The organism is Amycolatopsis sp. CA-230715 (assembly GCF_018736145.1).
Classification (GTDB): domain Bacteria; phylum Actinomycetota; class Actinomycetes; order Mycobacteriales; family Pseudonocardiaceae; genus Amycolatopsis.
On the sequence record NZ_CP059997.1, the window covers coordinates 1,483,553 to 1,496,123 of the forward strand.

Here is a 12,571-nt window from a genome sequence, read left to right on the forward strand (position 1 = left end):
GCGCTCAGTCCGCCAGCGTCGCGGCGTGGTCGGGAATGGCGGTCTGCAGGCTCCGCTCGGTTCTCGCGTACCCGGTCAGCGAGGGCCGAGGCGGCAACGAAACCGCCTGGCGCGGCACCTCGCGGTACGGCACGCTCGACAGCAAGTGCGCGATCATGTTGATCCGACCGCGGCGCTTGTCTTCGCTTTCCACCACGTGCCACGGTGATTCCGCGATATCGGAGTGCACGAACATCTCGTCCTTCGCCCGCGAGTAGTCCTCCCAGCGAGAGATCGACTCGATGTCCACAGTAGACAGCTTCCAGCGCCGCATCGGATCCTTCAGCCTGGCCCGGAACCGGCGCTCCTGCTCCGCGGCGCTCACCGAGAACCAGTACTTGCGCAACAAGATGCCGTCATCGACCAGCAGGCGCTCGAAGATCGGGCACTGCTGCAGGAACCGCCGGTGCTCCTCCGGAGTGCAATAACCCATCACCCGCTCGACGCCCGCGCGGTTGTACCAGCTGCGGTCGAACAGCACGATCTCCCCCGCCGCGGGCAGTTGCTCGACGTACCGCTGGAAGTACCACTGGGTCCGCTCCCGATCGGTCGGCGTCGGCAACGCCGCGATCCGCACCACGCGGGGGTTGAGATGCTCGGTGAACCGCTTGATCGTGCTCCCCTTGCCCGCGGCGTCCCTGCCTTCGAACACCACGACCAGCCGCGCGCCGTCGTGGCGCACCCATTCCTGCAGCTTCACCAGCTCGCCCTGGAGCCGAAGCAACTCGCGCTCGTACACCTCGCGCGGCAACCGCGAGCCCCCCTTGTCCGACACCGGCGCACCTTTCTTCGACCGAGCCCCCACCCTCATCGCACGTCCCACTCTCCGATAGGGCACAAAGACTCTCGAAATCCGCTGAATCATCCCTCCGCCGTGACCTCCGCGAGGTCCGTTGACCCTGCTCACATCCTGGCCACCGATCTCGGCGCTGTCGACGATCACGCCCGACGACAGCGCCACACCGATCAGGAACGGCTTCGCCGCAAGCTGACCGAGATCGAGACCCGTCAGGGATCGCTCCTCCGGCAAGCCGCCGACGGCGCACCCGACGACCCCCTTCACCAAGGGACTCCGCCGCACCTACAACGAGTGGGAAATCGGAAAGACCGCGGTTGAGACCGAACTGGCCAACCTTGCCGCAGCCGCCTGCCATCGCCGAAGCAGCGGACCGGATCAGCGACAACACGAGGAGTGTCATGGCAGGGCATCACACAACTACGGCGCCGCCTGCATTCGCAGACAGCGCCGAAAGTGTAGATGCTGTATGTACCCCCGATGGGATTCGAACCCACGCTACCGGCGTGAGAGGCCGGCGTCCTAGGCCGCTAGACGACGGGGGCTAGGAATTTCTTCAGTTGTTTCTCTGTGCTGCGAGAGAGAACTTACCAGAACCAGTTTTTCCCTCTGCAGCTGGGGTACCAGGACTCGAACCTAGACTAACTGAACCAGAATCAGTCGTGCTGCCGATTACACCATACCCCAACGAGTCCCGATCCAGCCTCGGCCGGATCAGCACCGCCGGGAAGAAATACTAGACCACGCCCTCGTGGGCCCGGAACGCGGGGGCCGAGCCGCTCACCGCTGGGCGGGGATGCCCAGCCTCGCGAACTCGCTGACCAGGAGTTCCGGCAGCTCGTCGAGGCCGGAGACGACGTGCACGCCGCGCGGGACGTCAACGTCGTCACATCCGGCCCTGTCCAGCCAGACGGCGCCGAGCCCGGCGTCGCGGGCTCCGACCGCGTCGACGCCCAGCTTGTCCCCTACGTGCGCCGCCTCGGCCGGATCGCAGCCGACCGAGGCGCATACTGAGTGGAAGATCACCGGATCGGGTTTCGCGACGCCGACCTCCCCCGCGATCGCGACGTGGTCGAAGTACCCGGCCAGCCCGAGGTCCGCCAGTTTCGCGCGCTGGTGGGCGCCGGAGGCGTTCGTCACCGCGGCCAGCCGCACGCCCGCCGCCCGCAGCCATTCCAGGCAGGGCAGCACGTCGTCGAACAGCCGCCACGACTGTCTCAGGATCTCCTTGCGGCGCAGTTCGAACACGGTGACGTCGGCCGCGTCGAGGAAGACTCCGAGCTCGGCGAGGAAGCACTGCGTGCGCCGGTGGTGCATGGACGCGTAGTCCAGCTCGCCCGCGACGACCATCGCCACGTGCGCGTCGGTGACCCGCTCCCACAACGGCCACATGTCGCCCCTGCCGATCAGTGCGGCGAGCGCGAACCCGCTCGCCGCACTGAAATCGATGAGGGTGTCATCGATGTCAAGGCAGACCAGCCGCAAAGTGGGCGGCGACCACGGGTCGAGTGTGGTCTTTTCCGGGGCGACCGAGGTCTGCGCGAGTTCCACCCAGCGAGGCTAGGCCACTGATGAGCTAAGCGTATTCGTCCAACGAGGTGATAAACCGTCGTCCCATCCGGGATTTCCGCTCTACCCCTAGTGGACGTTCACCGCGCGGCGAAGCCTGCCGAGCGTCCGCTCACGACCGAGCAACTCCATGGATTCATACAGGGGCGGGGAAACCGTACGTCCGGTCACGGCGACACGAACGGGTGCGAAAGCCTTGCGGGGCTTGAGACCCAGTCGTTCGACGAGCGCGTCCTTGAGCGCTTCCTCGATCGCGGGCGTCTCCCACCACGGCAGCGCCTCGAGCGATTCGATCGCCGCGCGCAGCACCGGTTCGGAGTCGGGACCGAGCGCCTTCGCCGCCGACACTTCCTCTGGCGCGAAGGTTTCCTCGTCCAGGAAAAGGAAACGCACCATCTCGACCGCGTCGGAGAGCACCGTGACGCGCTCCTGCACCAGCGGCGCGATGGCGCGCAGCACCGCGAGCTGCTCGGCGGACGGCTCGGCGGGGAGCACGCCGGCCGCGGTCAGGTACGGCACGACGCGACCGGTGAAATCGTCCACATCGAGCGCGCGGACGTGCGTTCCGTTGATGGCCTCGGCCTTCTTGACGTCGAACCGCGCGGGATTCGCGCTCACCTTGGTGATTTCGAACGCCTCGACCAGTTCGGCGACGCTGAACACGTCCCGGTCGTCGGCGATGGACCAGCCCAGCAGCGCCAGGTAGTTGAGCAGGCCCTCCGGGATGAACCCGCGATCGCGGTAGTTGAAGAGATTCGAAGAAGGGTCGCGTTTGGACAGTTTCTTGTTGCCCTCGCCCATCACGTACGGCAGGTGGCCGAACTCGGGCGTGAACTCCGCGACGCCGACGCGACGCAGTGCGGCGTAGAGCGCGATCTGACGCGGCGTCGACGGCAGCAGGTCCTCGCCGCGCAGCACGTGGGTGATCCGCATGAGCGCGTCGTCGACGGGGTTCGTCAGCGTGTAGAGCGGGTCACCGTTGGCGCGCACCAGCACCGGGTCCGGAATGGTCCCGGCGGGGAAGCTGATCTCGCCGCGCACGAGGTCGGTCCAGCCGAGGTCCTCGGCCGGCATGCGCAGCCTCAGCACGGGCGTCCTGCCCTCGGCGCGGTACGCGTCGCGCTGGGCGTCGGTGAGGTCGCGGTCGAAGTTGTCGTAGCCGAGCTTCGGGTCCTGCCCCGCGGCCTTGCGGCGGGCTTCCACCTCTTCGTTGGTGGAGAACGCCTCGTACAGCTCGCCAGCCGCCAGCAGCTTGGCGGCGACGTCGGCGTAGACCTCGCGGCGCTCGCTCTGCCGATACGGACCATAGTCGCCGCCGGCCTCGGGGCCTTCGTCCCAGTCGATCCCGAGCCAGCGCAGCCCGTCGAGCAGCTGTTCGTAGGACTCCTGCGAGTCGCGCGCCGCATCGGTGTCCTCGATGCGGAAGACCAGCTTGCCGCCGTGATGGCGGGCGAAGGCCCAGTTGAACAGGGCCGTCCTGATCAGCCCGACGTGCGGGGTGCCGGTCGGCGAGGGGCAGAAGCGCGCGCGTACCGCGGAAGTCTCAGTCATAGCCCGATCAGCGTATCCATCGCCGCGAAGCTTGACGCACCCAATCCCCCGGGGCATCCTGAACTTATTCAACGAGTGATGAATAAGAGGGGTGATCGAGATGACCGAGCGCACGAGCTGCGTGGTCGTCGGCGGCGGTCCCGCCGGGATGGTGACCGGGTTGCTGCTGGCCAGGGCCGGTGTCGAGGTGACGGTGCTGGAGAAGCACCCCGATTTCCTCCGCGACTTCCGGGGCGACACCGTGCACCCGTCGACGCTGACCCTGCTCGACGAGCTGGGCCTCGGCGAGAAGTTCCACGCGCTCCCGCACAGCGAGGTGACCGCCGCCGGGTTCCCGACCGAGGACGGCGGCATGATGAAGCTGGCCGACCTGAGCAGGCTCGACGTCCCGCACCCCTACATCGCGATGGTGCCGCAGTGGGACTTCCTCGACCTGCTCGCCGAATCGGCTATGAAGGAACCGACGTTCACCCTGCGGATGAGCACCGAGATGACCGGGCTCCTCCGCGAACGCGGCCGGGTCGCCGGGGTGCGGTACCGCAGCGGGGGCACCGACGGCGAACTGCGGGCGGACCTGGTGATCGCCGCGGACGGCCGCTGGTCGCTGGCGCGGCGCGAGGCGGCGCTGGAACCGAAGGAGTACGACTGCCCCTTCGACGCGTGGTGGTTCCGGATCTCCCGCGGCGAGAACGAGGGCGACGGCATGCTGACGCCGAGGATGCGCAACCGCCGGTTCGCGGTGCCACTGCCCCGCCAGGGCTACTTCCAGGTCGCCTACCTCAGCCCCAAGGGCGAGGACCTGCGGGCGCAGGGCTTGGAAGCGTTCCGGGAGAACGTCGTCGAGGCGTGCCCCGAGTTCGCCGATCGGATGGACGAGCTGGCCACCATGGACGACGTGAAGTTCCTCGACGTGCGACTGAACCGGCTGCACACCTGGCACCGCGAGGGCCTGCTCTGCATCGGCGACGCGGCGCACGCGATGTCACCGGTCGGCGGCGTCGGGATCAACCTCGCGGTGCAGGACGCCGTGGCCGCGGCGACGCTGCTGGCCGACCCGCTGCGCCGCGGCGGGGTCACCGGCGCCGAGCTGGCGAAGGTCCGCTCGCGGCGGCTGCTGCCGACGATGCTGGTGCAGGGCCTGCAACGGCTCCTGCACCGGACCGTGATGCGGCCGGTGATGGCTGGCAAGCGCAACGGCCCGCCGCCGGCGATGATCGCGCTGCTCGGCCGGTTCCCCCGGCTCACCGTCATCCCGGCGAGGCTGCTCGGCATCGGGTTCCGGCCCGAACACGCCCCCGGCTTCGCCCGCCGCGCCCAAGAACCCGCCTGACCCCGGTCCTCGCGCCCGGCCCGGTTGCCCCGAAGGTGACCTTCGGGGCGGTAGATGCCCGGAAAGCCACCTTCGGGGCGTTGCACCCGGCGCGCGCGAAGGTGGCCTATTGGGGCGGAAAACGGGGGTCAGGCGTCCTGGACCGGGTTCGTCAGGGTGCCGATGCCCTCGATCGTGATGGACACCTGCTGGCCTGCCTCGATCGGGCCGACGCCCTCCGGGGTGCCGGTGAGGATGATGTCGCCCGGCAGCAGGGTCATCACCCGCGACACGAACTCCACCAGCTCCGGCACCTTGTGCACCAGGTCGGAGGTGCGGCCGTCCTGCTTCAGCTCGCCGTCGACCTCGGCCTTCAGCGCCAGGTCGCCGGGGTCCACCGAGGTCTCGATCCACGGGCCGAGCGGGCAGAAGGTGTCGAAGCCCTTCGCCCTGCCCCACTGGCCGTCCGACTTCTGCAGGTCCCGCGCGCTGACATCGTTGGCGACGGTGTAGCCGAGCACGGCGCTCGCGGCGCGGGCGGCGGGCACGTTCTTCACCGGCTGCCCGATCACCACCGCCAGCTCGCCCTCGAAGTCGACCCTGCCGACGCCGGACGGGCGCTTGATCGCCACGTTCGGGCCGATCACCGTGGTGGACGGCTTGATGAACAGCATCGGGTCCGACGGCACCTCGTTGCCGAACTCGGCCGCGTGCTTCGCGTAATTGCGGCCGACCGCGATCACCTTGGTCGGCAGGATCGGCGCGAGCAGCCGGACATCGGCGAGCGGCCACCGCTTACCGGTGAAATTGGGGTTGCCGAAAGGGTGTTCGGCGATTTCGAGCACCTGAGCGTCGTCGCCTTCCCCTTCGACCGAAGCGAAAGCGACACCACCGGGATGAGCAATTCGAGCTAGACGCACCCCGCCATCCTACGCACGCACGGAAAGCGACTTGTGCACCAGCGCGTCGTACAGGGCTAGCCAGCTCGCTTCGACGATGTTGCCGTGCACGCCGACGGTCGTCCACTCGCGACTGCCGTCGGTGGTTTCCACGAGCACGCGCGTGACCGCGTCCGTGCCGGGGTGGCCCGGCAGGATGCGCACCTTGTAGTCGGCCAGCTCAACGGTGTCCAACCAGGACAGGTGCGGGCTGAGCGCCTGGCGCAGCGCGGCGTCCAGCGCGTGCACCGGGCCGTTCCCTTCCGCCGTCGCGATCACGCGCTGCCCCGCGACGTGCACCTTCACCGTGGCCTCGGACACCACCTCGCCGTCGGAGCGGTGGTCGAGCACCACGCGGTAGGACTCCAGCTCGAACGGCGGGTTGTCGAGCACGCGGTTCTGCGGGCCGTCGACTTCGCGGCGCAGCAACAACTCCAGCGAGGCATCGGCCGCTTCGAACGACCAACCGCCCGCTTCGAGCCGCTTCACCTTGTTGACCGCGCTCGTGAGCGCTTCGGGCTGGCCGGCAAGATCGACCCCGAGCTCACGTCCCTTGAGCTCGAGACTGGCCCTGCCGGCCATCTCGGTGACCAGTACCCGCATGTCGTTGCCGACAGAAGCTGGATCGATGTGGTTGTACAGCAACGGATCCACCTTGATCGCGCTCGCGTGCAGCCCCGCCTTGTGGGCGAAGGCCGAAGACCCGACGTAGGCCTGGTGGGTGTCGGGTGCGATGTTCGCGATTTCGGCAAGGGCATGGGAGACGCGGGAAAGCTCGGCGGCGCCTCCGGTCGGGAGCACCTCCATCCCGAGCTTGGTCACCAGGTTTCCCGTCACGGCGAACAGATCGGCGTTGCCCGCCCGTTCGCCGTAGCCGTTCGCGGTGCACTGGACGTGCGTCGCGCCGGCCTGAACCGCGGCGACGCTGTTCGCCACCGCGCACGAAGTGTCGTCCTGGCAATGGATCCCGAGCCGGAACCCGGTGCGATCCGCCACCTCGCGGACCGTTTCGGCGAGCCCGAGCGGAAGCTGCCCGCCGTTGGTGTCGCACAGCACCACGACGTCCGCGCCCGCCGTCGCGGCCGCGTCGAGCACGCGCAGCGAAGTGTCCGGATCGTACGCGTAGCCGTCGAAGAAGTGTTCCGCGTCAAGGAAAACGCGGCGGGCCTCACCGACGAGGAAGGACACCGTGTCGCGGACCATCGCGCACGCCTCGTCCACGTCGACCCGCAGCGCGCGTTCGATGTGGCGCAAGTCCGATTTGGCCACCAGCGTCACCACCGGGGCCTGCGAGTCGAGCAGCGCGCGGACCTGCTTGTCCTCACTCGCTTTCGCGCCCGCCTTCCGCGTGGCCCCGAAGGCGACGAGCGCGGCGTGCTTGAGCGCCAGCTCCCCCTTCGCGGCCCTGGCGAAGAACTCCGTGTCCTTCGGCAGCGCGCCCGGCCACCCGCCCTCGATGAAGCCGACCCCGAGCTCGTCGAGCAACCGCGCCACGGCCAGCTTGTCGGTGGCCGAGTACGAGATCCCCTCCCGCTGCGCCCCGTCGCGCAGGGTCGTGTCGTAGAGGTGGAAATCGTCGCCGAGCGGGGTATCGGCCGGCTCCTTGCGGGTCACGGTGCTCTCCTAGGCGTGGTGGGCGAAAAGGCTTCATGGCAAACAAAAAACCTCCCGCATGGATGCGAGAGGTTTGCGCGCCGGATGCTCCTGCGGGAGCACCTATCCGGCGCGCTGCTCAATAATGATGCTGAAGGAAGCCACGACGCGATGATGCCACACCCCCGCGCGCACTTCCACACCCTGGTCGAAGATTCCCGCATCGCGGGATGCCGTTCACCCGACCGAGCCGACTCCGATCCCGCATGCCCCGAAGGTGACTTTCGGGGCGCTCAGTTCCCTGAATGTCACCTTCGGGGCACGGCCGGGCCAGCGCGGGCAACACGAGTTTGGTGCGAGGGTGGAGTTCGCGGCGTCTAGCGCCCCGAAGGCCACCTTCGGGGACGGGCGCCGAAATGGCCGCCCGCCGCGAGGGCCGAAATCGTGACGCTGGACGCCCCGAGGGTGGCCTTCGGGGAATACGCGGCCCCGCCCAACCTGTAGAGGAGCCGCCTTCGGGGCACGGGCGGGCCCACCCTCAGCCAGGCACGAAAAATGGCCCCGCACCAGGAAGGTGCGAGGCCACTTTCGTCGAAGAAGGATCAGACGGCGCCGCGAGCGTTCGAGGAGACGAGCGCGGCGAGCCGGTCGCCGATCGCGTGCGTGGCACCGGGCGAGTTCTGGTCGCGGGTCGCCAGGTCGAAGGCCACCGACGCTTCGATACGGCGCGCGGCCTCCTTCTGCCCGAGGTGGTCGAGCAGCAGCGACACCGACAGCACCGCGGCGGTCGGGTCCGCGAGCCCCTGCCCGGCGATGTCCGGCGCGCTGCCGTGCACCGGCTCGAACATGCTCGGGTTCCGGCGGGTGATGTCGAGGTTCCCGCTCGCGGCGAGCCCGATGCCCCCGGTGACCGCGGCCGCGAGATCGGTGATGATGTCGCCGAACAGGTTGTCGGTGACGATCACGTCGAACCGCGAGGGGTCGGTCACCAGGTGGATCGTCGCGGCGTCCACATGGGAATAGGCGACGGTCACTTCGGGGTGTTCGAGCGAGACCTCTTCGACGATCCGCGACCACAGCGAACCCGCGTGCTCGAGCACGTTCGTCTTGTGCAGCAACGTCAAGTGCTTGCGGGGGCGCTGCTCCGCGCGGTTGAACGCGTCCACGACCACGCGGCGGATACCGAACGCGGTGTTGACGCTGACCTCGGTGGCGATCTCGTGCTCGGTGTCCTTGCGCAGCAGGCCGCCGTTGCCCGCGTACGGGCCCTCGGTGCCTTCGCGGACCACGATCATATCGATCTCGCTGGTGTCGGCGAGCGGGCCGCGCACCCCCGGGTACAGCTTGGCCGGCCGCAGGTTCACATGGTGGTCGAGCTCGAACCGCAGCCGCAGCAGCAGGCCCCGCTCGAGGATGCCGCTGGGCACCGTCGGATCGCCGACCGCGCCGAGCAGGATCGCGTCGTGCTGGCGGAGCTCGCCGAGAACGGACTCGGGCAGCAGCTCGCCGGTGGAATGCCATCGCGCGGCGCCGAGATCGTAGTTGGTGATCTCCGCCGTCGGTGCGACCTCGCCAAGCACCTTCAGCGCCTCGGTGACCACCTCGGGCCCGATCCCGTCACCTGGGATCACAGCGAGCCGCATCCACACACCTCCGTCGACCGGGGTCATCCGGCAGTCCGAACGCCCCATCCGCAAGAAACTCCAGCGACGGCAGGTTACCGGCCGTCGTCAATTCCCCGAAGCCGCACCACCCTTATGCCTCATGATCCCGCTGTACGAGACACTCGACCGGGTAACGGCACCACCCGCCATTCGGTCAGTTGACGGCGTTTTTCAGCCCATTCGGGGCATCGGCGATGTGGCGTACGCCATTCGCTGCACATCATCCTATCGGGTGAGCGCAGCACGGCGCCCCGGCTCGGGCGAGCCGAGGCGCCGCGGACGCCGCCGCGTCAGCCGAAACCGCGTCAGTCGAACTTCACCGCGCGGATCGTGTTGGCGCCGACGGCGGCGCCGATCGGCTCGAGCAGGTGCGCGTCCACCGGGCGGTCGACGCGCAGCAGCATCACGGCGTCGGCGTCGGTGGTCTGGCTGATCTGCGCGGCCGCGATGTTGATGCCCGCTTCGCCGAGCAGGGTGCCGACGCGGCCCATGATGCCCGGCCGGTCGGGGTATTCGAGCAGCAGCACGTTGCCCTCGGCGCGGATGTCGAACGAGCGGCCGTTGACCTCCACCAGCTTCTCGACCTCGTCCTTGCCGGTGACCGCACCGGACACGGTGAGCGTGGTGCCGTCGGCGTGGACCGCCTTGATCGTGACGAGGCTGCGGTGGTTCGGGCTTTCCGGCTCGGTGACGACCTCGACGTGCACGCCGAGCTCCTCCGCGAGCCGCGGCGCGTTGACGAAGGTGACCTGGTCCTCGACCACCCCGGAGAACACCCCGCGCAGCGCGGCGAGCGGCAGCACGCTGACGTCCTCACCGGACAGTTCGCCCCGCACCACCACGGTCACCGACGAAGGCGCGTTCTGGCTCAGCGCGGCGAGCACGGTGCCGAGCTTCTGCGCGAGCGGCAGGAACGGGCGCACCTCCTCGCCGACCGTGCCGCCCGCGGCCACGTTCACCGCGTCGGGCACGAAGTCGCCGCGGAGCGCGAGCAGCACCGACTTGGCCACGTCCGTGCCCGCCCTGTCCTGCGCTTCGGCGGTCGAGGCGCCGAGGTGCGGGGTCACCACGACGTTCGGCAGCTCGAACAGCGGGCTGGCCGTGGTCGGCTCGGTCACGAACACGTCCACGCCCGCACCGCCGACGTGGCCGGAGCGGACGGCCTCCGCGAGGTCCTCCTCGACGACGAGGCCGCCGCGCGCCGCGTTCACGATGATCACGCCGGGCTTGGTCTTCTTCAGCGCCTCGGCGTTGATGAGGCCCTTGGTTTCCGGCGTCTTCGGCAGGTGGATGGAAATGGCGTCGGCGCGCTCGAGCAGTTCGTCGAGGCTCACCAGCTCGATGCCGAGCTGTGCGGCGCGCGCCGCCGAGACGTACGGGTCGTAGGCGATGACCTCGGTGCCGAACGCGGCGATGCGCTGCGCGAAGAGCTGGCCGATCTTGCCGAGGCCCACCACGCCGACGGTCTTGCCGTTGATTTCGACGCCGGAGTACGAGCTGCGCTTCCACTCGCCGCCGCGCAGGCTCTGGTCGGCGGCCGGTACGCGCCGCGCCACCGCGAGCAGCAGCGCGACGGCGTGCTCGGCGGCGGAGACGATGTTGGACGTGGGCGCGTTGACGACCAGGACGCCGCGCTCGGTCGCCGCGGGCACCTCGACGTTGTCGAGCCCGACGCCGGCGCGGGCCACGACCTTGAGCCTGCTGGTCGCCGCGAACACCTCCGCGTCGACCTTCGTCGCCGAGCGCACGAGCAGCGCGTCGGCGGTCTTCACGGCCTCGAGCAGAGCGGGACGATCGGTGCCGTCCACATGCTGGACCTCCACCTCGTCCCCGAACACACTCAGCGTGGAGGGCGCGAGCTTCTCCGCGATGAGGACAGTCGGTTTCTCTGATGTGGTCACGATTGCAGCTCCCAAAGGCTCGGAATCGGGGAATGTCTCGGGGTGCGACGCCGTCAACCGCGGTCAGCCGGACATCGGTGTACCCCACCTGCGCTGACCGGTCACGACGGTGTGCCCGGATGGCCCGCAGTTTAGCCCCAAGTCAGCGCCCCCGTTAACCGATGCGCAACGTCACGACAACAAAACGGGCGAACCGCCAACGGCGACAAACGGAGTTGACAGTCCGGTAAACTTTCCGGAGTGACGACTCCACTTGCCGTCTTCCTGGAGGGACCATGACCACCCCGCGCGCCGTGTTCGAGCGACTCCTGCGAGGAATCGAGGAGGGGCGCTGGACCGAACTGGCCGACTTGTACGCTGAGGACACCGCCGTCGAGATCCCGCGCGGCGCCACCGCGATCCGGCTCGACGGCAGGCACGCGGTCCGCGCGCATTTCGACCACGCCCCGGATCTCGGCCTGTCCATTGGTGATCCCGTGGTGCACGAGACGACCGATCCCGAGGTGATCGTCGCCGAGTACCGCTACCGTTCCGACGCGTTCGACGCCGCGAACATCGGCGTGCTGCGGATCCGCGACGGCCTGATCCAGGCTTCACGGGACTACCACGACCACCTCGCGCTCGCGGCCGCGATCGGTGGCCTCGACGAACTGGCGTCGACCGTCGAAAAAGCCAACGCCCGCTTGGGAAGTGATCCGCTGACCTCACCGGGCACCCCGTCAGCGCCCGCGAACACCCCCGAAGGCACCTTCGAGCGGCTTGTTTACGGGCTCTCCGCGGGACTTCGCGAAGAGCAGGCAGAGCTGTACGCGGAACCGACCCTGGTGACCCACCCGTTCCGCGCGTCGACGCCCCCGCTGCGGACCAGGGCGGAGTTGCGGGCGCACTTCGCGCGGGCGAAGGTCGATCTGCGGGCGCGAAACCTGGTGCTGCACAAGGGAATCGACCCGGAGCTGGTGATCGGCGAGTTCCAGTACACCGGCGACGCGAGCACCGGGAAGCGGTTCCTCGCGTCGAACATCTTCGTGACGCGGGTGCGGGACGGCCTGATCGTGGAATCACGCGATTACGGCGACGGGCTCGCGCTTTCCGCGGCCGCGGGCACGCTCCCCGATCTCATCGCCGCCGCGCGCGGTTATGCGGGTCCCCGAAAGTGACCTTCGGGGAATCCAGCGCCCCGAAAGCCACTTTCGGGGCACCAGGCCCGCGCG

At 68.9% G+C, this 12,571-nt stretch carries 9 protein-coding genes and 2 tRNA genes; 2 read left to right on the plus strand and 9 right to left on the minus strand.

Annotation, left to right across the window (positions count from 1 at the left end; translation table 11 throughout):
- Positions 1–4: 4 nt before the first annotated feature.
- The 5 genes from ppk2 to gltX form a co-directional block, all read right to left on the minus strand.
- A complete protein-coding gene (gene ppk2 / locus HUW46_RS07050; RefSeq protein ID WP_215546516.1) occupies positions 5–850 on the minus strand; it encodes a polyphosphate kinase 2 in 846 nt (281 codons plus the stop codon).
- Between the two features lie 457 nt (positions 851–1,307).
- Positions 1,308–1,380 (minus strand) — tRNA-Glu (locus HUW46_RS07055).
- Between the two features lie 70 nt (positions 1,381–1,450).
- Positions 1,451–1,522: transfer RNA gene (locus HUW46_RS07060), tRNA-Gln, on the minus strand.
- A gap of 93 nt (positions 1,523–1,615) precedes the next feature.
- Positions 1,616–2,314, minus strand: a complete 699-nt coding sequence (locus tag HUW46_RS07065; protein ID WP_215549717.1) for an HAD family hydrolase — start codon at positions 2,312–2,314, stop codon at positions 1,616–1,618.
- A gap of 159 nt (positions 2,315–2,473) precedes the next feature.
- The gene (gene gltX, locus HUW46_RS07070; RefSeq protein WP_215546517.1) at positions 2,474–3,955 is read right to left on the minus strand and encodes a glutamate--tRNA ligase; all 1,482 of its coding nucleotides are present in this window, start codon (positions 3,953–3,955) and stop codon (positions 2,474–2,476) included.
- 100 nt (positions 3,956–4,055) lie between these two features.
- On the opposite strand from gltX, the gene HUW46_RS07075 reads away from it, so the two are divergent.
- A complete protein-coding gene (locus HUW46_RS07075; RefSeq protein WP_215546518.1) occupies positions 4,056–5,285 on the plus strand; it encodes an FAD-dependent oxidoreductase in 1,230 nt (409 codons plus the stop codon).
- A gap of 128 nt (positions 5,286–5,413) precedes the next feature.
- Here the strand turns inward: HUW46_RS07075 and HUW46_RS07080 are convergent, their stop codons facing one another.
- The 4 genes from HUW46_RS07080 to serA all read right to left on the minus strand — a co-directional run bounded on the left by HUW46_RS07080 (position 5,414) and on the right by serA (position 11,360).
- Positions 5,414–6,184, minus strand: coding sequence for a fumarylacetoacetate hydrolase family protein (locus HUW46_RS07080; protein WP_215546519.1), 771 nt, complete (start codon positions 6,182–6,184; stop codon positions 5,414–5,416).
- Positions 6,185–6,193: 9 nt separating this feature from the next.
- Positions 6,194–7,816, minus strand: coding sequence for a citramalate synthase (gene cimA, locus HUW46_RS07085; RefSeq protein WP_215546520.1), 1,623 nt, complete (start codon positions 7,814–7,816; stop codon positions 6,194–6,196).
- 581 nt (positions 7,817–8,397) lie between these two features.
- Positions 8,398–9,438 (minus strand): 3-isopropylmalate dehydrogenase, encoded by a 1,041-nt coding sequence (locus tag HUW46_RS07090; RefSeq protein ID WP_215546521.1) that lies wholly within the window; start codon positions 9,436–9,438, stop codon positions 8,398–8,400.
- Positions 9,439–9,764: 326 nt separating this feature from the next.
- Positions 9,765–11,360, minus strand: coding sequence for a phosphoglycerate dehydrogenase (gene serA / locus HUW46_RS07095; RefSeq protein WP_215546522.1), 1,596 nt, complete (start codon positions 11,358–11,360; stop codon positions 9,765–9,767).
- Positions 11,361–11,635: 275 nt separating this feature from the next.
- On the opposite strand from serA, the gene HUW46_RS07100 reads away from it, so the two are divergent.
- Positions 11,636–12,517, plus strand: a complete 882-nt coding sequence (locus HUW46_RS07100) for a nuclear transport factor 2 family protein (protein WP_215546523.1) — start codon at positions 11,636–11,638, stop codon at positions 12,515–12,517.
- The last annotated feature ends 54 nt before the right edge of the window (positions 12,518–12,571 follow it).